Raw genomic sequence first — 24,459 nt, 5'->3', positions numbered from 1 at the left:
AACCGGAAAAGAAAATTTCATGCAGGCTCCATTTCATGCACTACCTGGCCGGCGCGCAGCCGTACCAGCTGATCGGCGATGTCGAAATAGCGGTCGTCATGGCTGATCACAATGATGGTTTTGCCCAGGCGCTTGAGGTCCGGCAGCAGCTCGGTATAGAAAATCCGGCGGAAGGCCGGGTCCTGGTCGGCGGCCCATTCGTCGAACACCAGCACTGGGCGTTCTTCCAGCCAGGCGTTGACCAGTGCCAGACGCTTGCGCTGGCCGGTGGACAGGTCGGTGGTGCTGAACACGCCATCCTTGACGCTGACCTTGTGCGCGATCTCCAGGCGTTCCAGATATTTAGTGGCGCTGTCCAGTGACTGGGTGGCACTGCCCTGGACCAGGTCGTCGAACAGGTAGTAGTCGGCGAATACCGTGGTGAACAATTGGCGATAGTCATCGCGCTCGGGGTCGGTCACGGCCTTGCCGTTGAGCAGGATTTCGCCGGACTGCGGCGGGTAGAGCCCCAGCAGCAATTTGATCAGCGTGGTCTTGCCGCTGCCGTTTTCGCCGACGATAAATACGATGTCGCCTTGGGCAATGCTCAGGTTGATCGGCCCCAGGTGAAACGGTTCGCTGCCTTCCACGGCCGGAGGGCTGTAGCTCACGTTTCGCAGTTCAAGGCTGTTGACGATCGGTGTCGGCGCCTCGCTGTCATCCATCAGCAGGTGCGGTTCAGGAGAGGAGAAGCGCTCCGACAACTCGCTGATACGCCCGAAGGCAATCTTCGCCTTGCCCACCACGGGCAGGTAACCCAGCAGGTGTTCCAGCGGGCCTTTCATGTACAACAGCACCAGCACGAAGCCGGTGATCACGGCCGGGTCCGGGTTCGGGTTATAGGCCTGCATCGCCAGGGCCAGGCCGATGACCACGAAGAACAGCATCGAGCCGAAGGTCTTGGCGAGGATGTAGATGTTGACCGAACGCACCTGGATATCGCTGATGCGATCCGCCGTTTCCTGGATACGGTGGGTGTTCATGCGAAAGCGCCGTGGCCGATGCATGCGCAGTTCCTTGGCGCCGGACGCGATGGCGTTGTAATAACGCTGCAATTCGTCTTCATGGCGGCGTGCAAGGTCGAAGCCTTGGATACCCTTGCCGCCGGCGATGAACTGCACGGCGCTGCCAATCACGATGGCAACGACCATCATCAGGAACATCGGCACCGACAGGTACGCCAGGTAGCCCAGGCAGCCCAGCGTCACCGTGGCGGCAATGGCCAAGGGCGTGAACGCGAAGGAGAAGTCGCTGATGGTGTCGACATCGTGGGTCAGCACCGGGATCAGACGGTGGGAGCGATACTGTTCGATCTGCTCGATGGGCGCCGACAGCACCTTTTCACCCAGGTCCTTGCGCAGGGCGGCGATGATCCGCTGGCCCACATAGTTGGTACCGATATCGGAGACGATCGAACTGGTGAGCGCCAGCACACACAACGCCGCAAACGTCAGAATCACCCCCTGCGTCATCCCGGTGGACGAGTGCAGTGCATTATTGATAGTCGCCAGCAACAGCGTGATGGCCAGGCCGCCGGCCATGCCCAGGGCGACGGAGACGCTGACGATGGTGCGAAAGGGCCTGAGCAATGCGAGCAAACCGTTGAAGGCGCCGCGCTTGGGGTCGGTCATAAATACTTCCCGGAAAGTGAACAAGAGGGGGCTGGGCACACAGACCCTTACCCATGACAAACGAAGGATTGGCGCGACTATTTAGCTCGGTGCGCTCAGTGGTGGCGGTGGCGGATAAATTGCGCGGCGGCTGGTTCGTTCTTGTGGTGTAGGCGCACGCGCATTGGCGCGTGCCTGATCTATCCAGCGAGAGCGAAGCAATGACGAAAAAGAATCTGGTGTACGTGTGGTCCCTGCGCAATGCCGCGGCTGACAAGGCCGGGCAGCCGGTGGCCTACAAAGACCACGAACGCTACATGATGTCGGTGTTGGAATCCCTGGTGGGGGCGCTGAACGACACGCCGCTGGGTGAGGCTTACCATTTGGTGGGGGTGGTGTACGACGATGACGAGCAGAACCCGCGTGACCAGCAACTGGTCAGCGACTACGGCTTTGCCTACCAGCCGGGCCGCCAATGGCTGTACCCGGCCGACCTGCGCGTGCAGGGCCGGCTGGTCAATGACTTGCTGCTGAGCGTGCCGTCCACCTACCGGCGCCTGCCACGCGGCAGCGCAGAACACATCGCCGGCAAGCAGGATTTCGAACGCCGCCTGCACGACACGCTGGTGGAATTGAAAGCGGACATCGTGGTGCTCGACGGCCTGCTGGTGATTCTCGATGAACTGGTGCGTCCGGGCGCGCCGTTTGCCCGTCGCATCATGAACATCCACCCCGGCATTACCCGCATCGAATCGCCGTACGAGCGCCGTGGCGCCTATGCCACCTGGAACGCACTGTACGGTGCGCGGGGGCAAACGGTGGTGGATTGGGCGACCAAGGAAACCCGGCCCTCGGAGCCGCTGTACCTCACCGGCGCTTCGTTCCACTACGTGGACAATGGCATTGACTCGGGCGAAGTGTTCCACGACGTGCTCAAGACTGAGATCGCGCCGGATGACACCATCCTTGAGTTGCGCTGGAACAACTTCAACAACAGCCTGTTCCCGGCGCTGCATGAAGGGTTGGCGTTGTTGGCGCAGAAGGGCTGACCGCAATTTTCCTGAGGCATGCGGTCCAAATGTGGGAGCAGGCAAGCCAGCTCCCACATTGAAGGGTGTCCGTGTTACAGGTCGCGCACTACCCGAAACCCGATCCAATCTCCGCGCGTCTGCGGGTAGATGGTGTTGCGGTTTCCCGAGCGCGAAAACACTGGCGCTTCGCCCCAGTCATTGCCTCGAATCATGTAACCCTCGCAGTTCGGCTCCACCCACGCACTGCCATCGGTAGGCGCGCCGATGTAGTTGGGATGTTCGCAGTCAGCCACGCGCTCGTAGACGTTGCCATGCATGTCGTACATGCCGAAGGCATTCGGCGGGTAGCTGCCCACGGGTGAGGAATAGCTGTAGCCATCGGCCGGGCCATAGGTGTTGGCGTGCTGGGCGATGCTGTAGCCCTTGCCCTCATCGAACGGGAAGGGGAACGGCCCGGTGGAGCCGGCGCGCGCGGCGTATTCGCGTTGGGCTTCACTGACCATGTGGTACTGCTGGCCGGTTTTCTTCGACAGCCAGGCCACGTACTGCTTGATGTCGTCCATGTCCATGCACACCGCCGGCTGGCGTGGGCCCTGGGGGTAGCGCGGCTTGCTGGCGATGCATTCGCGGCCGGGGCGGGTGTCGCCATCGGCGATGTTCACGCCGGCCTGGCGGACATAGCTGTCCCATTCTCCGGCGGTGATGTGAAAGCGGCTCATGGCGAACGGCTTGGCGAAGGTCACTTCATGCAACGGGCCTTCGTCCGGCTCGCGGCCGACTTCGCCCTCGGGGGTGCCCATGGTGAAGGTGCCGGCGGGGAGTACCACCATCTCCGGGCAGTCCTTGCAGTCCTTGAACACTTTGCCGGGTTGCGGCGTGGCGGCCTGGGCCAGGTTGGGCAGCAAGGCGCCGCACAGGGCGGTGAGTGCCAATGCCGTGAGGGGTTTGAGTCGGGATGGATTCATATGGGCATCTCGTTCAAAGAAAAAAGGGTGAGCGTCACACCTGCTGGCGAAGCAAGGTCATGAAACGCTGGATTTCATCGGAGGAATTGAGCAGGCCAGGGGCGGTGCGGATTACCGGGCCGACATCACGGTTCACCGCGTCGATCACCACACGGCGTTTCATCATGTTGGCCGCGACGGCATCACAGTCCCTTCCCTTGACGCGGAAGAAGGTGAAGCCGGCCGACAGTTCGGGGCTGCACGGCGTGACCAGTTCGATCTGCGGCTGTGCCAACAGCTGCTCCTTGAGTTCGGTATTCAACTCACGAATGCGTGCCTGCACCTGCGCCTTGCCCAGTTGCAAGTGCAGCTTGAACGCCTCATCCGCCGCCCAGCGATGCTCGAAGGCGTGGTAGCCGCCCGGCGTCATGCGGGTGGCGAAGTCTTTGTCTTCGGAGAAGGTTGGCACCATCGGTGTCACGTATCGGTTGTCCGCCTTGCGGGCGCAGACCAGCCCGGTGCCGCGTGGGCCGAACATCCACTTGTGGGTGCCGGCGATAAAGAAGTCGCAATGCATGTCCGGGAAGTCGAGGTTTTCCACGCCGAAACCATGCACGCCATCCACCACATAGAGGATGCGGTCCTGGTCATCGCGGTTGCGGTTGTGTTCGTCCACCAGCTTGCCGATTTCGCCAATGGGCAGTTTCACGCCACTGCCGGACTGCACCCAGGTCATGCCGAGCACGCGGGTGTTGGGGCGGATATGGCGCTGGATGTTGCCCAGCACCTCGTCGGCGGACACGCGGTGGGCGCTTTCGAATAACGTGATCCGGCGCACCTGGGTGCCTTCTTTGAGTGCGCGATAGTCCAGCACATGTTGAGTGGCGTAGTGCTCGTGGACGGTCGTAAGGATTTCCTGATCGGGCCGTACCTTGATCCCGCCGTAGATCATCGCCAACCCTTCCGAAGTGCTGCCGGTGAGGGCGATCTGTGCAGGGGTGGCCTGCAAATAGCGGCCGGCCCACTCACGTACCTGGCCTTCGCGCTTCCAGGTTTCCTGCAGGTCCCAGTCCATCGCCAGCCCTGGGTTGCGGTCGATCTGCGCCCGGTAACGCTCGATGGCCTCGCGTACTGGCTTGGGGTGCGAAGCCACCAGGAAGTTGGAGAAGTGCAGGTAATCCGGATCCTGGTTGAACAGTTGCTTGAGGCCCGTCCATGGGGCATCTGTGGTGTTGGCGGCGATTGCTTGCGGGAGCAGCGCGGCGCCCAGTGGCAGGCTGGCGGCAAATACACCCGCCTGCTTGAGGAACGTACGGCGGTCGGTCATGGACGTGCTTCTAAGTGATTAGCGGTTGGCCAATGGCTTGGCGGCTTTTTGTACCTGGTCCCACACGCGCAGGAAGTTGCCTCCCCACAGTTTGGCGATATCGGCTTCGGAGTAGCCGCGCTGGATCAGTTCGGCGGTCACGTTGCGTATCTCGCCGACGTTGTCCCAGCCCTGGATGCCGCCGCCGTCGTTGAAGTCCGAGGCGATGCCGACATGATCAATCCCGATCTTGCGCACCGTGTAGTCGACGGCGTCGCCCCAATCCTTGAGCGTGGCCTTGGGCTCCTCTTCAAGAATGCCGTACAGGCCTTGGGCATATTGGCCGAACTTCTGCTCGGGCCAGGCGGCAATGATCGCGTCGCCCGGCATCAAGGCCATGGCCAGGTTGGGCAGGGGAGGCAGGTCGAAACGTGCGCGCAGGGCATTGAGTTTGTCCTGGGTCGGCTGGCTCAAGGGGCGTAGATACGCGGGGAACCCCACGACCTGAACCACGCCGCCGCTGTTCTTGATCAGTTGCAGTTCCTTGTCACTGAGGTTGCGCGGGATATCCACCGACGCGCGTGGCGCTGAATGGGAGGCCACCATCGGCGTGCGGCTCAGCTGCGCCACTTGCTCGAGGGCCTTGGTCGACATCTGCGACACATCGATGATCACGCCCAGGTCGTTGAGGCGGTGCACGGCTTGCTGGCCAATCGGCGACAAACCTTCGAGTGCGTCGGCGGAGTCATTGAAAAATGGCAGTGGGCGCGAAGAATCGGACCAGGCGTTATTGCCGATATAGCTGAACCCGAACATGCGCATGCCGCGTGCGGCCCACAGGTCCAACTGGTTCAAGTCGTTGCCCAAGGGGTAGGCATTGAGCATGCTGATAAAGATCGCGAACTTGCCTTCGCCATGCAGGCGCCGGAAGTCGTCCGGGGTGTAGGCAATGCCCACTTGGTTGGGAAAGTCGCGGACCATGCCGGAGATGATCTTGAAACGCACCTCTTGCTCATGGCGGGCCTCTTCGACAAAACCTTCGGTGGGCTTGTGCGGGGCGTTGGGGCCGTTCCAGATTTCAGGCCAGCCGAAAATCGTCAGGGCCGCGCCGGACAAGCGCCCGCGCGCCGCCTTGGCCAGGTCGAACTGGCCGTTGCCATCTTTGTCGGCCTCGTTATCGATGCCGCCGAAATCCAGGGGCACGGTGATATGGCTGTCGAATGACAACAGGCGATCCTGCATTTCATTGGCCTGCTTGATCACCTCCAGCGGGTAGCCGGCATTGCCCCTGAACCAGTGATCCCAGGCCAGGAAGCCGGCCCCGGCGCCAATGGCGAGTGCCAGCGGCAAGCCGATATACAACGCCTTTTTCGAACGTGGTTTTGTCATTGCCATCTCAGTCAGTTGAGGCCTTTGCTATCAGGGAAGAACGAGTGATGGGCGGGGAAATTTAGGCGGCGAGGGCGCGCCGGTAAATTTCCCCGGCGTGCAAACGTTCTAGCTCTGATAAAGCCGTTTCCTAAGGTAGACAATGACCATCTCTCGACGTGGGTTCATCGCAGGCCTGGCGCTGACAGGCGCTGCGGTGCCAGCAGCCTTCTATGCCCATCGCGAGCTGACGCGCGAAGAAGAATTCCCCATCACCCCCGGCGAAGCCACGGTGGACCTGGCCGACACCGCCGGCCAGCACCTGGCGAACACCCTGCGAGGGGTCTGGAACCTACGACTGGAAGGTCGCGACGCGGGCCTCAAGCGCTTACCGTTGCAAGGCCTGATGTTGCTGCTCGACATTGCCCCCCGTGGGCGCGGCCTGCGCGGCTACCTGGACACTGCCGCCAACCTGCGCGCCGAGGGTGAGCCTCGTTACCGGGTGCTCGGGGACCTGCTGACGGGGGAGGGTGCCGTGCTGTATTGGCGGTTGATCGACCGCGACTCGGCCGACGGCATACCCGCCTACGAATTCAAGATGACCCTTGATGAAGTCTGGGCCAACTTCGCCAATGCCGGCAGCGGCACCCTCAGCGGGCAGATTCTTGAGCTGGACCGGCCGCTCGCGCTGGTTGAGCGCGACAATCATTTTATCGCCCACAAGCAAGCGTTTCCTGAAGCGCGCGAACGCATCGGCCTCAACCCGGCCCTGTTGGCCTGGCTGATTGCTCCCGAGCACCGCTTGTTCCACCAACTGTGGCACGCCACCCGCGACCAATGGCACAAACTCTCCGAAGAAAAACGCGACGCTCTGCGCGGCATCGGCTGGCAACCCGGCCCGCGAGGCCAGGAGCGCGACGCCCGGGGCAAGCGCAAAGACCGCAACGGCTCGGGCATCGACTTCTTCTTCATGCACCGGCACATGCTCGGCACCGCGCGCGCCCTGCAGGATTTGCCCTCGTGGCCGCAATTACCCGAACCGCAGCCGGCGCTGGAGCGTGATCGACTGGGCTTCCTGCGTTACTTCGACAACCACGACGGCTTCGCGCTGCCGCCCACGTGGTCGGCGCCGGATGACAGCGCCTACACCCAGTGGGTCAGCGACATCAAGGCCGCCGAGACCTATCACAGCAACTTTCAGGTGTGGGAGTCGCAGTACCGCGACCCCCGTTATTTGTCCAAACTGACACTCGGGCAGTTGGGTTCAGAGATGGAACTGGGCCTGCACGACTGGCTGCACATGCGCTGGGCCTCGGTGCCGCGTGACCCCTCCAACGGTGCGCCGGTGCCGTTCGCCCGTGACCCGTCCGACTTCGCCCCACGCTGGTACACGGCGCAGAACGACTTTCTCGGCGACCCATTTTCCTCCCACGTGAACCCGGTGTTCTGGCACTTTCACGGCTGGATCGACGACCGTATCGAAGACTGGTTTCGCGCCCATGAGCGCTTCAATCCGGGTGAAGTCCGCCGCATGCAAGTCAACGGCGTGGCCTGGTTCGCGCCGGGCCGCTGGGTCGAGGTGGGAGACCCGTGGCTGGGCCCGGACACGCATGGCTGCAGTACGACGCCGGGGTTGCAGAGGGGGCGGTCGATGGAAATGGACCCGGAGACCATGAAGCTGGCGCTGCGGATCACCTTTGGCGAAGACGACGGCATGTTGCAGGGGCTATTCAAGCGAGTGCCAAAGCGGCCCTGGTATGCGCGGCACCTGAAGCTGAAGCCGCGCGAGGTTTGAGTGCCCGGCTGCGCCCCGACAAGCCAGCGTCCTAGGGGCAGCGGTGCTTCATGGATGTGCAGCCGCGTCATCCGCCGTCGAATACAGCCACCGCAACAACGAATGCCGCCCACTGATCCCCAGCTTGATCGCTGCGCGTTTCAAGTAACTCTCAATGGTATTGACCTTCAATGCCAACTGCTCTGCCAGCTCCGGCGCCGTGCGCCCGGCCAGCAGCCCCAGGCACACCTCAAGCTCACGGTTGGACAACGTTAACCCCGACTGTACCAACCGCTCTTCAATGCGCCGGCGCAGGATTTCGATACCCTGGTTTTGCGGCATCACCGGGTCGCGGTCCTGACGGCACGGGTGGATTGCCGCGATGTGCTTTTCCACCAAGGGCAACAGCAGCGTGGAGAAGTCCTGCAGCAGGCTGCGTTCCTGCGGCGAGAAACTGTCTGACGGGTGTGAGCGATACACCGACAGCACGTAGCGTACGTCGTCCTTCTGGCGGGTGAGGTGCAATTGCGCGGCGTGCGGTTTCCCGTTCAGGGTTGCCACCGAGTCGGTATAGACCGGGCTGATCTTGCGGCGGGGGTGCCCGTCGGTGCTGACCTGCAATTGGGTGATATGGGTGGCGTCCACTGCCAGTTGGGTGAGGATGAGGTCATGCAGCATGCGTGGGAAATGGCGACTGCCGGTGCTGGCGATGACCTTGCCAATATGAGGGAACAAGTGTGCGTTCATCAATTCGTCCATGAGGCGTGCAGGTACTCGGCTTTATAGCGGCGGGGATTGAGAGGCTAGCCAATGCGAACAACCTGCCGTGATAGTCCTTCCCGCCGGGACCTATGCTAGTACAGCGTGGCGGCGGGAAGGGGATCCAATCTGAAAAGATCGGCTCAAGCACTCACAAATTGAGTACGACGCGGCGCGGCGCGCGCGCACTTGGCCAGTGCCTGCTGCACATCCGCCAGCAAGTCCGCAACGTCCTCAAGCCCCACCGACAGACGCACCAGCCCTTCGCTGATCCCGTGCCGGGCGCGTTCCTCCGGGGTGTAGGTGGAATGGGTCATGCTCGCCGGGTGCTGCGCGAGTGACTCTGCGTCGCCCAGGCTGACCGCGCGGGTAAACAGCTTGAGTGCATTCATGAAACGACGTCCCGTCTCGAGGCCGCCCTTGAGTTCAAAGGCAATCATGCCCCCGGGCATTTTCATCTGGCGCGTCGCCAGTTCGTATTGTGGGAAGGCGCGCAGCCCTGGATACGTCACCCGCTCCACGGCCGGGTGCGCCTGCAGGGCTTCGGCCACCGCCTGAGCGTTGCTGCAATGGCGCTCCATGCGCAGGGCCAGGGTCTTGAGGCCGCGCATCAACAGCGAGGCGTCCTGGGGCGACATCACTGCGCCGGTCAGATCCTTGAGACCTTGCAGGCGAATACGCTGAGCCAGGGTCTGGTTGCTCACCGCAATGCCCGCGGTGATATCGCCGTGGCCGCTGAGGTATTTGGTCGCCGAATGCACCACTACATCGGCACCCAGGTCGAGGGGGCGCTGCAGGTAGGGCGTGCAGTAGGTGTTGTCGACCACTACGGTCACGTTGGGCTGCTGGTGGGCGAGAGCCGCCACGGCGGCGATATCCACCAGTTGCAGGTTGGGGTTGGCCGGGGTTTCGCAGTAGATCATGCGGGTGGCGGGGCAGAGTGCGGCTTGCAGGGCGGCCAGGTCAGTCAGGTCGACGTGCCGCACCTTGATCCCGAATTCGCCGATGCCATGGTGCAGCAGGGCGAAGGTGCAGCCGTAGAGGGTCTGGCTGACGATCACTTCATCGCCGGGCCGCAGCAGGGTCCAGAACGTCGCCGCAATCGCGCCCATGCCGGAGCTGAATGCCACCGCCGCCTCACCGTTTTCCAGGGTCGCCATGCGCGATTCCAACAACGCCAGGGTCGGGTTGGAAATGCGTGTGTAGAAGTGGCCACTGGCTTCACCGGCAAAACAGGCGGCGCCATATTCGGCGGTAGGGAAAGCGAAGGTGGCTGACAGGTAAATCGGTGGCACGAGCGCGCCGTGGTGGTCCTTGGGGTCATAGCCATGGTGGATGGCGCGGGTAGAAAAGCCGAGTGCATTGTGTTTATTGTTCATGTCGGGCGCTCCCTATTTCCTACAATGCTATGCTCATAACCAGAGATGAACGTTGCATTATTTGCTGCTAATTCCTGCATTTTGGGATGAAATTCCTATAAAAATAACGAACAGAGGCACATTATGCCCGTCAGTCTGGATCGTACCGACAAGGCTCTTTTAAACGCGTTGCAAGGCAATGCCCGGCTCACAGTGGCCGAATTGGCCGAACGCGTATCCCTGACCACCTCGCCGTGCTGGCGGCGGGTGCGAAACCTGGAAGAGAGCGGGGTGATCAGCGGGTATCAGGCGATTCTTTCGCCCAAGGCGCTGGGGTATGGGGTGACGGCATTTGTCAGCATCATGATGGAGAGTCATACCCAGGAAATTGCCCGGGCGTTTGAGCAAAGGTTGTTGGAGATTCCGGAGATTGTGGCGTGTCACAACGTGTCGGGGCGGTATGATTTTTTGCTTGAAGTGGTGGCGAAGGATCTGGAGTCGTTTGGCGAGTTTGCGCGTGAGGTGTTGCAGACGTTGCCTTGTGTTAAGGAGATTTACTCCAGTTTTTCTTATAAGTCGGTGCGGGCGTTGCGGGTGATTCCGTTGCCGGGGTGATGGGGGTATATCCGTTATTTAGGTCACGGCCACCTACGGTTCCGCTCTTACAGCGGGTCACTTTTTGAAGAGCGCAAAAAGTAACCAAAAACGCTTGGCCCCAACACTCGGCACCTCGCTTAGGCTCGGTGTGCCCGAACGCAGGCTTGAATCCGTGGGCCGCCGCGCTGGGCCATCCTTGGCCCAGCGCGGCTAACCCGGCGTCCTGCCGGGTTACCCACGTATTCAAGCCTGCGTTCGGCCAGCGTGTTTAACGGGGCGCCCCAGATCAAAAACAAAGCGCGGCGGCCTTAGCGCCGACCGGTTTTTTGAAGCCGATCTCGGTCAACTGTGGGAGCTGACTTGCCTGCGATGGCATCACCCTGGTTTATCTGATGTACCGAGTTGCCTGCATCGCAGGCAAGCCAGCTCACACAATTTGGATCCCCATTCATCAGGCAGATATCAACCTGCTCTTGATCTGGCTTGTGATCTTGATCTTAGGCGGCCCCCCAAATCCATGTCGGATTACGGGCACTCCGAGCCTAAGCGAGGTGCCGAGTGTTGGGGCAAGAGCGCTTTGGTTACTTTCGCGCTTTTCGAAAGTGACCCGCCGTAAGGGCGGAACCCATATCAGCCGTTACCCAAATAATGGATATGTACCCCACCCAACCCAATCCCCCCCAAACAGCACGTACATCCAATTTTCCCCACCCCACCCCCTGCAAACTAGCCTCATCGCTGAAACATCAAGGCAGAGGGGCACCCCATGGACCCAGCACCAAAACCAGGCTCCGACGAAGTCGTCACCCTGGTGGTCAAACACCTGATCAAACAAGGCCGTGAAGCCGATTACGAAGCCTGGCTGCGCCGCATCGTGCGCATCGCCGGCGACCGTCCTGGCCATTTGGGCGTCGATGTGGTGCGCGGCAAGCAAGGCAAGCTGGCGATGTTCACCTGCATATTGCGCTACCGCTCCACCGACGACCTGGAAACCTGGCTCCACTCGTCCGAGCGCAATACCCTGATTGCCGAAGCCGCCCCGATGCTCGCCGACGGCGACAAAACCGAAATCGGCGCGGTCAACGAATTCTGGTTCAACCCCGAAACTGAAAACATCCCCAAGCCGCCACGCTGGAAGCAAGCCGTGGTCACGCTGTTTGTAATCCTGCCGCTGACCCTGCTGGTGCCGATCATCTGGGGACCGGTACTGCGCCTGCACCCGTTCCTCTCCAATTATGTAGTCGCCACCTTCCTGGTCACCGTGACGATCGTTGTGCTGGTGGTGTACCTGCTGATGCCGGCGGCTACCCGCCTGTTCGCTCCCTGGCTTGAAACCTCTGTTAAGGAAACCCTATGAACGCCGATCTGATTCTGTTCAATGGCCAGTTCCACACCGTGGACCGTGAAAACCCACGTGCAACCGCCGTCGCCATCAGCCAGGGGCGATTTGTTGCCGTAGGCACCGACGGTGAAGCCATGGCGCTACGCGGCAGCGGCACGAAAGTCATCGACCTCAAGGGCCGCACCGTCATCCCTGGCCTCAACGACTCGCACCTGCACCTTATCCGTGGGGGCCTGAACTACAACCTTGAACTGCGCTGGGAAGGTGTGCCGTCCCTGGCCGATGCCTTGCGCATGCTCAAAGACCAGGCTGATCGAACCCCTACGCCGCAATGGGTGCGTGTGGTCGGTGGCTGGAACGAATTCCAGTTCGCTGAAAAGCGCATGCCAACCCTGGAAGAACTCAACCAGGCCGCGCCGGATACTCCGGTGTTCGTGCTGCACCTCTACGACCGCGCCTTGCTCAACCGTGCCGCGCTGCGCGTGGCCGGCTACACCAAGGACACGCCAAACCCGCCGGGTGGCGAGATCGTGCGTGACAGCAACGGCAACCCCACCGGCATGCTGGTAGCGCGGCCTAACGCGATGATCCTGTATTCGACCCTGGCCAAGGGCCCGAAACTGCCGCTGGAATACCAGGTCAACTCGACCCGCCAGTTCATGCGCGAGCTCAATCGCCTGGGGCTCACCAGCGCCATTGATGCCGGCGGTGGTTTCCAGAACTATCCCGATGACTACGCGGTGATCGAGCAACTGGCCAAGGACGAACAGTTGACGGTGCGCATCGCCTACAACCTGTTCACCCAAAAGCCCAAGGAAGAACTCAGCGACTTCAAAAACTGGACTGGCAGCGTCACCCTGCACCAGGGCGATGACTACCTGCGCCACAACGGCGCGGGCGAGATGCTGGTGTTCTCGGCGGCGGACTTCGAAGACTTCCTTGAGCCGCGCCCCGACTTGCCGCTGACCATGGAACAGGAGCTGGAGCCGGTGGTGCGCCATCTGGTGGAGCAGCGCTGGCCGTTCCGTCTGCACGCAACTTATGACGAATCCATCTCGCGCATGCTCGACGTGTTCGAGAAGGTCAACCGCGATATCCCGTTCAACGGTTTGCCGTGGTTCTTCGATCACGCCGAAACCATCACCCCGAAAAACATCGAGCGCGTGCGTGCCCTCGGCGGCGGGATTGCGATCCAGGACCGCATGGCGTTCCAGGGCGAGTACTTCGTCGAGCGTTATGGGGCCAAAGCTGCCGAAGCCACGCCGCCGATAAAGCGCATGTTGGCCGAAGGCGTACCGGTAGGGGCCGGCACTGACGCCACGCGGGTGTCGAGCTACAACCCATGGACCTCGTTGTACTGGATGGTCAGCGGCCGCACCGTCGGCGGCCTGGAGCTGCACGCCGAAGGCCTGCCGCGCCTCACCGCGCTGGAACTGTTCACCCATGGCAGCGCCTGGTTCTCGTCTGAACAGGGCAAGAAGGGCCAGATCAAGGTTGGGCAATTGGCGGATGTGGCGGCACTGTCGGCGGACTTTTTCAGTGTCGATGAAGAAGCCATCAAGTGGATCGAATCGGTACTGACCGTGGTCGGCGGCAAGGTGGTCTACGGCGCCGGCGATTTCGAAGATTACGCACCGCCACGGGTTCCGGTGCTGCCGGACTGGTCGCCGGTGGTCAAGGTGCCGGGTCACTGGCGTCCAAGCTCGACTTTGCAAGCTCAAGTTCACCAATGCAGCGGCCCGTGCGGCGTGCATGCCCACAGCCATGAAAAGGCGCGTCTTTCCAGCGTGCCGGTCAGCGACTTCCAGGGTTTCTGGGGTGCGTTTGGCTGCTCGTGCTTTGCTTTCTGAATCCCCTACATCCCACAGGAGTTACCCCATGACTTACAAGCGCTTGAACAAAGATGACGCCGTTGTCCTGTTGGTCGATCACCAGACCGGCCTGATCTCGCTGGTACAGGACTTCTCTCCGAACGAATTCAAGAACAACGTACTGGCCCTGGCCGACGTCGCTAAGTTCTTCAATCTGCCGACCATCCTCACCACCAGTTTTGAAAGCGGCCCTAACGGTCCACTGGTCCCAGAGCTCAAAGCCCTGTTCCCGGACGCGCCTTACATCCCGCGCCCTGGCCAGATCAACGCCTGGGACAACGAAGATTTCGTCAAGGCCGTCAAGGCGACCGGCCGCAAGCAGATCATCATCGCCGGCGTAGTGACTGACGTCTGCGTGGCGTTCCCAACCCTGTGCGCCCTGGATGAAGGCTTCGAAGTGTTCGTGGTCACCGACGCTTCCGGCACCTTCAACGAAACCGTGCAACAAGCGGCCTGGGCGCGCATGACCGCCGCCGGTGCCCAACTGGTGAACTGGTTCTCCGTGGCTTGCGAGCTGCAAGTTGACTGGCGCAACGACATGGAAGGCCTGGCCAACCTGCTGTCGCCGCGCATCCCTAACTACCGCAACCTGATGAACAGCTACTCGGCGTTTACGGCCAAGTAAGCTGCGCCACAGAACACCGCTGAACCCTGTGGGAGCCGGGCTTGCCCGCGATGGCGGTGTGTCAGCTGACAGCAATGTTGGCTGACACACCGCTATCGCAGGCAAGCCAGCTCCCACACTTGATTTGTGGTGTGGCGACATACCCGCTATAAAAACCACAAATGTCCACCGAGAAGCGACAATGAACCCCTTTGAAGACATGCGCCTGTTCTGCCAGGTCATGGAGTCCGGCAGTTTTACCGCCGCCGCCGAACAGCTGGGCCTGTCCAAGCAGTTCGTCAGCCGCCGCCTGATCCAGCTGGAAGATCGCCTGGGCGTGCGCCTGCTCAACCGTTCCACACGCCGCCTGGATGTCACGCCACTCGGCCAGACTTATTACGAATCCGCATTGCGCCTGCTCAGTGACGTCGAGCAAGTGGAGCAGGGCATTGCCGGGCAGAACAGCGAGCCACGCGGCACCCTTCGCCTCAGCGCGCCGTTGTCGTTTGCCATGGCCCATTTGGGCTGCCTGTTGCCGCAGTTTTTGCAGCGCCATCCGCAGGTGTCGGTGGAAGTCGACTTAAGCGATCGCCCCGTGGACCTGATCGGCGAGGGCTACGATCTGGTGCTGCGCATTGGCACCCTGGAAGATTCCACCCTGATCGCCCGCCGTATTGCCAGCATCCCACGGGTGTACTGCGCCAGCCCCGGGTACCTGGCCCTGCGCGGTACGCCGTTGCAGCCCGAGGACCTGGCCCTACACGATTGCCTGCCTTATGGCCATGGCCGCCAGGTGCAATGGCGCTTCAAGGGCAAGGTGCAGGCGCTGAATGTCAGCGGGCGCATGCGCGTCAATAACGGCGATCTGCTGCGCGATACCGCCATCGCCGGGCTGGGCGTGACGTACCTGCCGACGTTTATCGTCGGCGATGCGTTAAAGGACGGCCGCCTGGTCAGCGTATTGGATGACTTTGCCCCCGAAGCCCTGACGCTTTCGGCCGTTTACCCGCAACACCGGCAGAGTTCGCGACCGGTGCAGGCGCTGGTGGAGTTTCTGCGTGAATGCCTGGCTAGCGGCTGTTGAACAACTGCCGGATCAAGTTTGGCGTACTGCCGGTCCAGCGCTTGAATGAGCGGCGGAAGTTCGCCGCATCGTTGAAGTTCAGGTACGCCGCCACTTCGTCATTGCTGTAGCCCTTGACCTGGTACAGGTGCAGCGCCACCTGCTTGCGCACGCGGTCCACCTGCTGCTGAAATCCGGTGTCGTGTTTGTACAGCTTGCGCTTGAGGGTCGCCGGGCTCATGGCGAAGGCGTGCGCGGCCTGTTCCAGGCTGGGAGGCTGGCGCACCTGCTCGCGCAGGTAGTCGTTGAGGCAGTCGAGAAAGCTGCCGGCAAAGCCCAACTGTTCGATCTGCTCGCGGGCTTGTCGGCGCGCCACCTGGCCGGCCGTGGCCGAGGCGCCGGGCCACGTGCGGGTGAGGTATTCGCGGGGGATGCTCATCATGTCCAGCGGCCGTTCGAAGCGCGTTTCTTCGCCCAGATGCACCCAGTACTGCTCAACATAACGCGGCTCGGCATGGCTGAAACTGCACGCCCACGGCAGACGCTCGCCGCTCAGCCATTGGCTCATGGCAACCAGCGAGGTCGTGCTGGCTTCGAGCAAAAAGCGCCAGTGCTCGCCGGCGCCGCAACTGTCCAGCCAGTAAAGGTAGGCATGGTGCTCATCCAGTTCCAGTTGCAGCGTGACCAACGGGCTGAGCAGCACCTGTTGCTGGATCAGGATTTCCAGGGCCTGATGCAAGTTCTGCGCATGGCCCAGGGCATGGCTGGCCGCGCCGTAATAGCCGGGCAGCAAGCGTTGGCCGAACAGGAAGCTGCTGTCGTCGGCGTCCAGCAACTTGCGGCTGTTGCCGATCAACCCGAGAAACTGTTGTGGGCTCAGTCGCGCGTTGCCGGCCAGGATATCCTCGTGGAACAGCCCGGTGCCGCGCAGCAGGCGATGGCTGTCGATGTCCCGGGACAACGCCAGGTCGATCAGCGTGGCGGGTTGATAGTGCCCGGGTATGAAGCGGCTGTCGGCTTCATACCAGTTGGTCTTAACGGCCATCTCAGGCACTTTTCGCCAGGGGCTGCTTGGCATGGGCCAGCGCCAGGTTAAGGCGCTTGAGCAAGTCGTGGGGCGGCTCGTTCAGTGCCATCACCACCGCGGTGGTCGCCGCCAGTTGCAGGCGTTCGCCTTGTTGCCGGGTCTTGTGCGCCAGGCCGCGCACTGCTTGCTGCAACTCCAGCGCAAGCTCCTTGGCCTGGCGCTCGCCGGTATTGGGCAGCAGTACCACAAAACGATCGCCGGCCAGGCGGCACAGCAGGTCCTGGCGACGCAGGTTGAGCAACAGCAAATGGCTGAGGGCCTGCAACACTGCATCACCCTCGGCATGCCCGTAGGCCTGGTTGATCGCGGCAAAGTTGTCCAGGTCCAGGGCCAGCAAGGACAGCGGTTGTTGCTGGTCGAGGCTATCTTGCAGGCTGTCGGCCAGCTGGCGCTTGAGATAGTCGGCGCCGGCCAGCGGCGTGAGTTTGTCGAACAACCGATGCTCGCGGAACAGCCGCTCGCGCTTTTCCATCTGCGCGCTGATCGCCAGTTGTTCGCGATGCCAGTGGTAGATACCGATGGTCAGCAGGATCATGCCCACCGGCATCGGCCCGGATTCGAGCCAGTGGTCCCAGGTGATGCTGTCAGGCAGGCGGATGAATTCGTCGAGGCTGTCGATCCACCACGAGAAGAAGATGCACGACAGGCCCAGCGCCAGGTAGTTGGTGACGCGCCCGGCCGGGCGGCTTTTCAACACCAGGCCCAGCCAGACCAATGCCAACAGCGCGGATCCGCCTTCGCCGAAGATGTCCAGCCACACCCACTCGCTGAAGCTTTTCAACTCGCCGCAGGCCAGGTGCAGGATCAGCCCGAGGTTGGCGGCGATCAGCAGCAGCGAGAGTTTCCAGCGGTGGGGTTTGAGCACGGAAAACATGGCCGCGAGTCCTCTGATGATTCAGTCGTGGGCGCCAGCACAGCAGATGGATGTGACGGTTGCGTGACGGTGGGGAGGGGTCGAATCAGCTCACGGCATAAACACAATCCACAGGCAAACACCGTTCAAATGTGGGAGCGAGCAAGCCCGCACAGTTTGACCGAGGTCATTTCAGCTCATTTGTATGCTCGAACTCGCGCTAAACCCCGGTTTACGGGCCTTCGCGCCAACCCCTGTCACAGAACCGTCATCCCCCACCCCTAGCGTGCCCTCCCAGTTGCCGGGCCTCTTGCCTGGCGCCAACGGATTCTTGGGGAGGATTGCATGTACAAGCGCACCGGGCTCGTCAGCTTCACGCTTACTGCCTTGACCCTGGCGATGGCCAGCGAGCGGCTGAACGCAGCCGAGGCCACCACCACCGAGCACGTCGAAGTGATCGGCCAGGCTGCTGCCATTGACCAGGCGCTCAAGGAACAGCGCAGTGCCGACAGCATCAAGAGCGTGGTGCATGCTGACGGCGTGGCACAGTTGCCTGATGAAAACGTCGCCGAAGCGGCGCAGCGTCTGCCCGGTATCAGCGTCGAGCGCGACCAGGGCGAAGGGCGCTTCGTCAGCGTGCGTGGCCTGGGCCCGGACCTCAATAGCGTCACCATCAACGGCACCCTGGTGCCCGCCCCGGAAAGTGCTCGCCGTGCCGTGGCCCTGGATGTGTTGCCGTCGGAGTTGGTGCAGTCGCTGTCGGTGATCAAGACCCTCACCCCGGACATGGACGCCAACTCCCTTGGCGGAACCGTTGACGTGCAAAGCCTCTCGGCCTTTGATCACAAAGGCCTGTTCTACACCGGCAGCACCGAAGCCAGCTACGACAAGAATACAAGCCAGACCAGCCCGAAATTCTCTGGCGCCGCCAGCAACCGTTTCAGCCTCGGCGACGGCATCGACAACTTCGGCGTGGCCGCAGCGCTGAGCTGGCAGAAGCGTGACTTCGGCTCGGACAACGTCGAAACCGGCGGCGCCTGGGACTTCACCAACGGCGCCAAGCTCAATGAATTCGAACAACGCGACTACGACATCAGCCGCGAACGCGCGGGCGGCGGCCTGAACTTCGACTACAAACCCGATGACCTCAGCAGCTACTACCTGCGCACTCTGTACAGCCGCTACAAAGACACCGAGACCCGCAACTCCACCAGCCTCGAATTTTCCGCCCCCCAAGCGCCCGGCGAGCTGGGCGATGCCGAGGCCAAGCGCAAGCTGAAAAACCGTGAAGAAACCCAGGAAATCCAGTCCTACGTGTTCGGCGGCGAACGCATGCTTGGCCTGTGGACCCTGAGCGGCCAGGCCGGCTACAGCCAGTCCAGCGAAGACAGCCCGGCGCACATCGCCGGCGCCACGTTCGACGGCGGCGACGTTGCCAACAGCGGCTTCTACGACAAGGACAAGCCACGCCCGATCATCGGCAGCGGCTTCTACGACGCCAGTAACTTCACCCTCGACAAAGTCGATTGGGAAAAACAGAACACCAAGGACACCGAGAAAAACCTGCGCCTGGACCTGGCCCGCGACTACGACCTGAGCAGCTATGCGTCCCAGGTCAAATTCGGCGGCAAGGTCAGCCGCCGCAATAAGGACAACGACCTGGAGGCCTGGGTCTACGAAGACTTCGACACCCTCGGCTTTACGGCCGACTCGCTCAACCTCTCCCAGTTCCAGAAGGGCAACGTCGACTACCGCCTCGGCAACTACGGCCCCGGCATCAGCGCCAGCGGCATCAAGCAACTGATCGGCAGCCTCAACGCTGCGGATTTCTATGACGAGACCGAATCGCGGGTCAACGACTACACCATCAGCGAAGACATCAACGCCGGCTACCTGATGAACACCGTCGACATTGATGACTGGCGCTTCATCGCCGGCCTGCGCTACGAGGGTACCGAGTTCGAAGCCAAGGGCACCGGTGCCACCGACGGCGTGTTCACTGCCACCGAAACCAAGCGGCGCTATCACCACTGGCTGCCGGGCCTGCATGCGCGTTACCGGATCGACAAGAACACGCAAGTACGTGCGGCCTGGACCAAATCCGTGGTGCGCCCAACCTTTGGCCAATTGGCTCCGGGTTTTGTGATCGACGATGACGAAGCCACCTTTGGCAACCCGGACCTCAAGCCCCTGGAGTCGAGCAACCTGGACCTTGGCATTGAGCACTTCATGGGGCGCGCGGGCACCGTCTCGGCGTTCGTGTTCTACAAAGACATCAAGAATTTCGTCTATAACACCGACGTAGCGGGTACCGGCGGCTGGACCAACTTCGCCGAGGCGCACACCTACGCCAATGGCGACAGCGCCAAGCTGTACGGCCTGGAACTGGCCTACTCACAGAAGTTCGACTGGCTGCCCGCGCCCTGGAATGGCCTGCTGATCGGCGCCAACAGCACCTTCAGCCGCTCCAGTGCGGATATCGAAGGCTTTGATGCCGCCAGCGGTTCTAACCGCAAACGCAACATCAGCCTGCCCAACCAGTCCGACACCGTGGGCAACCTGATGCTCGGCTGGGAGGACGACACGCTCAGCCTGCGCCTGTCGGCCAACTACAAATCGGCTTACCTCTACGAGCTGGCCTCGATCAACGACAAGGCCCATGACTTGCACGTTGATGCGCAGACCTTTGTCGACTTCAGCGCGCGCTACTCGCTGACCAAGAACCTGCAAGTCAGCTTCGAGGCCCAGAACCTCACCGATGAGTCGTACTTCGTCTACACGGGCCACCGCAGCTACAACGGCCAGTACGAGGAGTACGGCCCCACCTACAAAGTGGGCCTGACCTTTACCCATTTCTAATAAGTACTGCATTTCAAAATGTGGGCGCTGGCTTGCCTGCGATTTCATCGACGGGGTCTGCCTGACACAACAAGGTGTCTGCATCGCAGGCAAGCCAGCTCCCACCGTTGATCTTCACTGTATTCGAAGGATTTGTTTGTTCATGAGAATTTCCAAGCTGTATTTGCTGATGGCCCTGGCCTCCTGCGGCCACGTAGTCGCCGCCGATCTGGCCCTGGCCCCTTGGGCACCAAGCCTCAACGCCGAAGCGATTGCCTTCCTGCCCAAAGCCACCGAACGCCTCGCTGCCAGCACCCGCGACGGCCTGCAATTGCTCGATAGCAAAGGCGTGGAACTGGCTCGCTTCAAAGGCAATTTCACCGGCCTCGACACCCGCGCCGCCGGCGCCCAGGTGCTGGTCGCCAGCCTCGACAACGACCGCCAGCAAGCGCTGCTGGTCAGCCTTGATCCTTCCCGCAAAAGCTTTGGTAAACCGCTGTACCTGCCCACCCGCGACTACGCGGTGAACGGCCTGTGCCTGTACCGCGACGCGGCGGCCAACCTGTTTGTGTTTCTGGTAGGCGAGGAGGGCAAGGGCGAGCAATGGCTGGTGGGTAACGGTTCGACGCTGATGAGCGAGCCACAACGCGTACGCGGTGTGCCGCTGCCGCCCTCGGCGCAGTTCTGCCAGGTGGATGATGCCACCCAACAATTGGTCGTCAATGAAGAAAACGTCGGCTGGTGGGCTTACCCGGCGCACCCTGAGGCTGAGGTAAAACGCACGCCCGTGGCGCTGTTCGACAATCCCAAGCGCGAAGCCGGCGCTATGGCGTTGGTGCCGGGCGCAGTGGTCGCGCTTGATCCGAAGACCGCCCAACTGCACCTGTTCCAACACAACGGTGAGCGTTGGATCGAACACGCCAGCCTGACGCTGCCGGGCCTCAAAGAACCGGAGCAACTGACCATCAATGGCCAGCAAGTGCTGGTGCGTGATGACGACACTGGCAAGCTTTACCAAGGCACAGTCAACTGGCAGGCCAAGCCGGTGACGGTGGAGCCAGTGCTGCCTGAAGTCGCTGCTGTGCGCCAAACCGATCCGGTCGGCCGCCAGGGCGATGCGGCGGATGACCCGGCAATCTGGATTCACCCCGAGCAACCCGAGAGAAGCCGCGTGCTCGGCACCAACAAGAAGCAGGGCCTGCTGGCCTATGACCTCGACGGCAAGCTGTTGCAGGAACTGGCGGTCGGTCGGCTGAACAACGTCGATGTCCGTCCCAACTTCAAGCTCGGCGCTCAAACGGTCGACCTCGCCGTGGCGAGCAACCGCGATCACAACAGCCTGAGCCTGTTCAGCATCGACCGCACAACCGGAGAGCTGCGCGAAGCCGGTGAAGTGCCCACGCCGCTCAAGGAAATCTACGGCATCTGCCTGTTCCAGCCCGCCAGCGGTGAGATCTACGCGATCGCCAACGGCAAGGACGGCACCTTCCTGCAATACCGCCTGAGCGCTCCGGACGGTCGGGTGCAGGGCAAGCTGGTGCGCCAGTTCAAAGTCGACAGTCAACCCGAAGGCTGCGTGGCTGACGACCAGCGCCAGCGTCTTTTCCTGGGAGAGGAAGACGTGGGTGTGTGGGCGGTGGATGCCCGCGGCGACCAACCCGCCACGCTCACCAGCGTGATCAAGGTCGGCCCGCAACTGCATGCGGATGTCGAGGGGCTGGCGCTGTACCAGAGTAATGAGCGTGACTACCTGGTGATTTCCAGTCAGGGCAATGACAGCTACCTGGTGGTGGATGCCGAACCGCCGTTTGCCATGCACGGTGCATTCCGCGTCGGCCTGAATGCGGCTGCCGGGATCGACGGCGCCTCGGAAACCGATGGCCTGGAAGTCACCGCCATCAACCTCGGCGGGCCGTGGAGCAAAGGCATGCTGGTGGTGCAGGACGGGCGCAAGCGCATGCCCGAGCAGACCCAGAACTTCAAGTTTGTGCCGTGGGCCGATGTCACTCGCGCGCTGAAATTGCCGTGAAGCGTCATCCACCCGTCATCACTTTTTAATCGAATAGGAGTTCACCAATGCACGCGACGATGGAACATATGACGATATGGGGTTTGATCAGCGACGCCAGCCTGCTGGTCAAGGCGGTGATGGTCACTTTGCTGCTGGCGTCCTTACTCAGTTGGTACTTGATTATTCAGCGCGCCAGTGTGCTGCGGCGCCTGGAGCGCCAGTTGAAAGGCTTTGTGCCGCGCTTTCGTGCTGCGCCTGACCTGCAACCGCTGTACCGCGAAACTGTGCAGGCGGGCGAGGGTGGTATTGCGCCGATTTTCATCGCTGGGGTACAGGAATACCAGCATCTGCACGCTCATGATCCGGCCGTGCTGGAAGGTGTCGAACGCGCCTTGCAGGTGGCGATCACCGAGCAGGAAATCGAGCTTGAAAAAGGCCTGCAATTCCTGGCGACCGTGGGCTCGGTGAGCCCCTACATCGGCTTGTTCGGCACCGTGTGGGGCATCATGAACTCCTTTATCGGCTTGTCCCAGGTGCAGCAGGCCACATTGTCGACGGTGGCGCCGGGTATCGCCGAGGCGCTGATTGCCACGGCCATTGGTCTGTTTACGGCCATCCCGGCGGTGATCGCCTACAACCGCTTCGCGGCGCGTGGCCAGACCTTGCTCACCCGCTACTACGCCTTCGGCAATGAACTGCAAGTGCGCCTGCACCGCACCTTGCGCGGTACGCCGATCAACCTGGCCGTGGCCGCCTGAACAAGGAGCAAGCCGATGTTAACCAGGCCGCAACGCAAGCACGGGCCCAAGGCCGAGATGAACGTGGTGCCCTATATCGACGTGATGCTGGTGCTGCTAGTCATCTTCATGGTCACCGCGCCGATGCTCACCCAGGGCGTAAAGATTGAACTGCCCAAGGTCGCCGCCGAGGCACTGGCCACCGACACCCGCCAGCAAATCCTCACGCTGTCGGTCAAGGCCGATGGCAGCTACTACTGGAACCTTGGGGGCGAACTCGACACCCAGCACCAGACCGACAGTGCCGTGAGCCTGGATGAAATGGGCGCCAAGATCTCGCAGGTGGTGGCGGCGCGCAGCGACACTCAGGTGTACATCCGCGCTGACGATAACGCCGGCTACGGACGTGTGGTATCGGCCATGGCGGTGTTGCAGAAGGGTGGTGTCAGCAACCTGGGGCTGGTGACCGAGGCCCCGCAATGACGGCGATGATCATGCACAGTCCAACATTGACGGTGGCACCCCGGGAGGCTTCCGGGTTCTGGAGAAACAGCTTCGCGGCAGGCCTGGCGGTGGCCCTGCATGTTGGCGTGGTGGCGGCGCTGATGCTGGGTTGGTCGGCCGAGAAGCCGGTGGCGGAGGCGCCGAGGGTGATGCATACGCAATTGGTGATGATGCCGCCGGCACCGGCTCCCGTGCCTGAACCGGTGGTCGTTGCAGCTCCACCAACGCCGGAGCCCGTCGTCGTGCCTGTGCCGGTGAAGCCTGCGGTTGACCCTCAGATCCAGGCGCAGACACTTGAGAAAGCCGCTTTGGCGCGCAAACGGGTCGAGGAAAAGAAGGTCGCGCAGCAACAGGAACGTTTAGCCACCGAGCAGCGCAACCGCGAGCAGGAACAACAACGCCTGACCCAGGAGCGCCTCGCCGCTGAACGCGCACGCCCCGCACCCCCGGCGCCCGCGCCCGCGTTTGACAGCCGCCAATACCAGCCCTTGAGCAAGGAAGCGCCGGACTACCCCGAGCGTGCCCTGGACAAGAACATCGAAGGCGACTGCTCGGTGGAATACACCGTCAACATTCAGGGCCGTGTGGAAAACCCCAAGGTGTTGCAGGGCTGCCACCCTCTGTTCATGCGACCGTCATTGGCGGCGGCAAATACCTTCCGCTACCAGCCAAGGATTGTCGATGGAAAACCCGTGCCCGTGCCGGCAGTGCGCAACACCTTCCACTACCGCATCAAATGATTGCTCAGAGACACCTCAATCAA

Annotated in this window: 20 protein-coding genes; 12 read left to right on the top strand and 8 right to left on the bottom strand. The window is 61.9% G+C overall.

Translation table 11 applies throughout. The annotated features are described in order from the left end of the window. Positions 1–17 precede the first annotated feature (17 nt). Positions 18–1,670: a cyclic peptide export ABC transporter gene (locus tag AACY08_RS00465; protein WP_339467294.1), complete on the bottom strand. Its 1,653-nt coding sequence runs from the start codon at positions 1,668–1,670 to the stop codon at positions 18–20. Between the two features lie 200 nt (positions 1,671–1,870). On the opposite strand from AACY08_RS00465, the gene AACY08_RS00460 reads away from it, so the two are divergent. Then, positions 1,871–2,698 carry a N(5)-hydroxyornithine transformylase PvdF gene (locus AACY08_RS00460; RefSeq protein WP_339439477.1) on the top strand — a complete coding sequence of 276 codons (828 nt, stop codon included), beginning with the start codon at positions 1,871–1,873 and terminating at the stop codon, positions 2,696–2,698. A 74-nt stretch (positions 2,699–2,772) separates the two neighbouring features. Here AACY08_RS00460 and pvdO read toward each other — a convergent pair whose 3' ends face one another. The 3 genes from pvdO to pvdM are packed head-to-tail and all read right to left on the bottom strand — an operon-like array spanning position 2,773 to position 6,319. Continuing rightward, complete coding sequence (gene pvdO, locus AACY08_RS00455) at positions 2,773–3,645, bottom strand: dihydropyoverdine dehydrogenase (RefSeq protein WP_339467293.1); 873 nt, start codon at positions 3,643–3,645, stop codon at positions 2,773–2,775. A 34-nt stretch (positions 3,646–3,679) separates the two neighbouring features. Further along, positions 3,680–4,951 (bottom strand): pyoverdine-tailoring periplasmic protein PvdN, encoded by a 1,272-nt coding sequence (gene pvdN, locus AACY08_RS00450; RefSeq protein ID WP_339467292.1) that lies wholly within the window; start codon positions 4,949–4,951, stop codon positions 3,680–3,682. 18 nt (positions 4,952–4,969) lie between these two features. Beyond that, positions 4,970–6,319, bottom strand: coding sequence for a pyoverdine-tailoring dipeptidase-like protein PvdM (pvdM, locus tag AACY08_RS00445; protein ID WP_339467291.1), 1,350 nt, complete (start codon positions 6,317–6,319; stop codon positions 4,970–4,972). A 142-nt stretch (positions 6,320–6,461) separates the two neighbouring features. On the opposite strand from pvdM, the gene pvdP reads away from it, so the two are divergent. Next, entirely contained in the window at positions 6,462–8,093 is a 1,632-nt protein-coding gene (gene pvdP / locus AACY08_RS00440; RefSeq protein ID WP_339467289.1) for a pyoverdine maturation tyrosinase PvdP, read from the top strand. Positions 8,094–8,141: 48 nt separating this feature from the next. Here pvdP and AACY08_RS00435 read toward each other — a convergent pair whose 3' ends face one another. Both AACY08_RS00435 and AACY08_RS00430 read right to left on the bottom strand, forming a co-directional pair. Then, on the bottom strand, positions 8,142–8,819 hold the full coding sequence (locus AACY08_RS00435; RefSeq protein ID WP_339467287.1) for a response regulator transcription factor: 678 nt from the start codon (positions 8,817–8,819) through the stop codon (positions 8,142–8,144). 155 nt (positions 8,820–8,974) lie between these two features. Further along, positions 8,975–10,210, bottom strand: coding sequence for a methionine gamma-lyase (locus AACY08_RS00430; protein WP_339439468.1), 1,236 nt, complete (start codon positions 10,208–10,210; stop codon positions 8,975–8,977). 123 nt (positions 10,211–10,333) lie between these two features. Here AACY08_RS00430 and AACY08_RS00425 point away from each other — a divergent pair, with 123 nt between their 5' ends. The 5 genes from AACY08_RS00425 (at position 10,334) to AACY08_RS00405 (ending at position 15,687) form a co-directional block, all read left to right on the top strand. Further along, the gene (locus AACY08_RS00425) at positions 10,334–10,804 is read left to right on the top strand and encodes an Lrp/AsnC family transcriptional regulator (RefSeq protein ID WP_339467285.1); all 471 of its coding nucleotides are present in this window, start codon (positions 10,334–10,336) and stop codon (positions 10,802–10,804) included. A gap of 748 nt (positions 10,805–11,552) precedes the next feature. Then, on the top strand, positions 11,553–12,143 hold the full coding sequence (locus tag AACY08_RS00420; RefSeq protein ID WP_339467283.1) for an antibiotic biosynthesis monooxygenase: 591 nt from the start codon (positions 11,553–11,555) through the stop codon (positions 12,141–12,143). Further along, complete coding sequence (locus AACY08_RS00415) at positions 12,140–13,978, top strand: amidohydrolase (protein WP_339467282.1); 1,839 nt, start codon at positions 12,140–12,142, stop codon at positions 13,976–13,978. Before AACY08_RS00420 ends, AACY08_RS00415 begins: the two co-directional genes overlap by 4 nt. 28 nt (positions 13,979–14,006) lie before the next feature. Then, positions 14,007–14,624 (top strand): isochorismate family cysteine hydrolase YcaC, encoded by a 618-nt coding sequence (gene ycaC / locus AACY08_RS00410; protein WP_049712843.1) that lies wholly within the window; start codon positions 14,007–14,009, stop codon positions 14,622–14,624. Between the two features lie 181 nt (positions 14,625–14,805). After that, complete coding sequence (locus AACY08_RS00405) at positions 14,806–15,687, top strand: LysR family transcriptional regulator (RefSeq protein ID WP_339467281.1); 882 nt, start codon at positions 14,806–14,808, stop codon at positions 15,685–15,687. Here the strand turns inward: AACY08_RS00405 and AACY08_RS00400 are convergent. Together AACY08_RS00400 and AACY08_RS00395 are read right to left on the bottom strand one after the other, a co-directional pair. After that, positions 15,674–16,711, bottom strand: coding sequence for an AraC family transcriptional regulator (locus tag AACY08_RS00400; RefSeq protein ID WP_339467280.1), 1,038 nt, complete (start codon positions 16,709–16,711; stop codon positions 15,674–15,676). The genes AACY08_RS00405 and AACY08_RS00400 overlap by 14 nt on opposite strands. Before the next feature lies 1 nt (position 16,712). Next, positions 16,713–17,627, bottom strand: coding sequence for a GGDEF domain-containing protein (locus tag AACY08_RS00395; protein WP_339420409.1), 915 nt, complete (start codon positions 17,625–17,627; stop codon positions 16,713–16,715). Between the two features lie 324 nt (positions 17,628–17,951). Between AACY08_RS00395 and AACY08_RS00390 the strand changes: the two genes are divergently transcribed. The 5 genes from AACY08_RS00390 (at position 17,952) to AACY08_RS00370 (ending at position 24,436) form a co-directional block, all read left to right on the top strand. Further along, positions 17,952–20,465: a TonB-dependent receptor gene (locus tag AACY08_RS00390; RefSeq protein ID WP_339467278.1), complete on the top strand. Its 2,514-nt coding sequence runs from the start codon at positions 17,952–17,954 to the stop codon at positions 20,463–20,465. A gap of 142 nt (positions 20,466–20,607) precedes the next feature. Then, positions 20,608–22,473 (top strand): phytase, encoded by a 1,866-nt coding sequence (locus AACY08_RS00385; protein WP_339467277.1) that lies wholly within the window; start codon positions 20,608–20,610, stop codon positions 22,471–22,473. Positions 22,474–22,520: 47 nt separating this feature from the next. Continuing rightward, positions 22,521–23,213 carry a protein TolQ gene (gene tolQ, locus AACY08_RS00380; RefSeq protein ID WP_339467275.1) on the top strand — a complete coding sequence of 231 codons (693 nt, stop codon included), beginning with the start codon at positions 22,521–22,523 and terminating at the stop codon, positions 23,211–23,213. A gap of 15 nt (positions 23,214–23,228) precedes the next feature. Next, positions 23,229–23,675, top strand: coding sequence for a protein TolR (gene tolR, locus AACY08_RS00375; protein WP_339420414.1), 447 nt, complete (start codon positions 23,229–23,231; stop codon positions 23,673–23,675). Further along, positions 23,672–24,436 carry an energy transducer TonB gene (locus tag AACY08_RS00370; protein WP_339467273.1) on the top strand — a complete coding sequence of 255 codons (765 nt, stop codon included), beginning with the start codon at positions 23,672–23,674 and terminating at the stop codon, positions 24,434–24,436. Before tolR ends, AACY08_RS00370 begins: the two co-directional genes overlap by 4 nt. Positions 24,437–24,459: the final 23 nt, after the last annotated feature.

It is taken from the genome of Pseudomonas sp. EL_65y_Pfl1_R83 (assembly GCF_963970695.1).
Taxonomy (GTDB): Bacteria; Pseudomonadota; Gammaproteobacteria; order Pseudomonadales; family Pseudomonadaceae; genus Aquipseudomonas; species Aquipseudomonas tritici.
This window is presented reverse-complemented; position numbering and strand designations above follow the sequence as displayed.

What these genes read in the sequence shown, in the direction of transcription:
- AACY08_RS00465 (WP_339467294.1), bottom strand. Translation starts at nt 1,670, where the DNA reads ATGACCGACCCCAAGCGCGGCGCCTTCAACGGTTTGCTCGCATTGCTC.
- AACY08_RS00460 (WP_339439477.1), top strand. Translation starts at nt 1,871, where the DNA reads ATGACGAAAAAGAATCTGGTGTACGTGTGGTCCCTGCGCAATGCCGCG.
- pvdO (WP_339467293.1), bottom strand. Translation starts at nt 3,645, where the DNA reads ATGAATCCATCCCGACTCAAACCCCTCACGGCATTGGCACTCACCGCC.
- pvdN (WP_339467292.1), bottom strand. Translation starts at nt 4,951, where the DNA reads ATGACCGACCGCCGTACGTTCCTCAAGCAGGCGGGTGTATTTGCCGCC.
- pvdM (WP_339467291.1), bottom strand. Translation starts at nt 6,319, where the DNA reads ATGACAAAACCACGTTCGAAAAAGGCGTTGTATATCGGCTTGCCGCTG.
- pvdP (WP_339467289.1), top strand. Translation starts at nt 6,462, where the DNA reads ATGACCATCTCTCGACGTGGGTTCATCGCAGGCCTGGCGCTGACAGGC.
- AACY08_RS00435 (WP_339467287.1), bottom strand. Translation starts at nt 8,819, where the DNA reads ATGAACGCACACTTGTTCCCTCATATTGGCAAGGTCATCGCCAGCACC.
- AACY08_RS00430 (WP_339439468.1), bottom strand. Translation starts at nt 10,210, where the DNA reads ATGAACAATAAACACAATGCACTCGGCTTTTCTACCCGCGCCATCCAC.
- AACY08_RS00425 (WP_339467285.1), top strand. Translation starts at nt 10,334, where the DNA reads ATGCCCGTCAGTCTGGATCGTACCGACAAGGCTCTTTTAAACGCGTTG.
- AACY08_RS00420 (WP_339467283.1), top strand. Translation starts at nt 11,553, where the DNA reads ATGGACCCAGCACCAAAACCAGGCTCCGACGAAGTCGTCACCCTGGTG.
- AACY08_RS00415 (WP_339467282.1), top strand. Translation starts at nt 12,140, where the DNA reads ATGAACGCCGATCTGATTCTGTTCAATGGCCAGTTCCACACCGTGGAC.
- ycaC (WP_049712843.1), top strand. Translation starts at nt 14,007, where the DNA reads ATGACTTACAAGCGCTTGAACAAAGATGACGCCGTTGTCCTGTTGGTC.
- AACY08_RS00405 (WP_339467281.1), top strand. Translation starts at nt 14,806, where the DNA reads ATGAACCCCTTTGAAGACATGCGCCTGTTCTGCCAGGTCATGGAGTCC.
- AACY08_RS00400 (WP_339467280.1), bottom strand. Translation starts at nt 16,711, where the DNA reads ATGGCCGTTAAGACCAACTGGTATGAAGCCGACAGCCGCTTCATACCC.
- AACY08_RS00395 (WP_339420409.1), bottom strand. Translation starts at nt 17,627, where the DNA reads ATGTTTTCCGTGCTCAAACCCCACCGCTGGAAACTCTCGCTGCTGCTG.
- AACY08_RS00390 (WP_339467278.1), top strand. Translation starts at nt 17,952, where the DNA reads ATGTACAAGCGCACCGGGCTCGTCAGCTTCACGCTTACTGCCTTGACC.
- AACY08_RS00385 (WP_339467277.1), top strand. Translation starts at nt 20,608, where the DNA reads ATGAGAATTTCCAAGCTGTATTTGCTGATGGCCCTGGCCTCCTGCGGC.
- tolQ (WP_339467275.1), top strand. Translation starts at nt 22,521, where the DNA reads ATGCACGCGACGATGGAACATATGACGATATGGGGTTTGATCAGCGAC.
- tolR (WP_339420414.1), top strand. Translation starts at nt 23,229, where the DNA reads ATGTTAACCAGGCCGCAACGCAAGCACGGGCCCAAGGCCGAGATGAAC.
- AACY08_RS00370 (WP_339467273.1), top strand. Translation starts at nt 23,672, where the DNA reads ATGACGGCGATGATCATGCACAGTCCAACATTGACGGTGGCACCCCGG.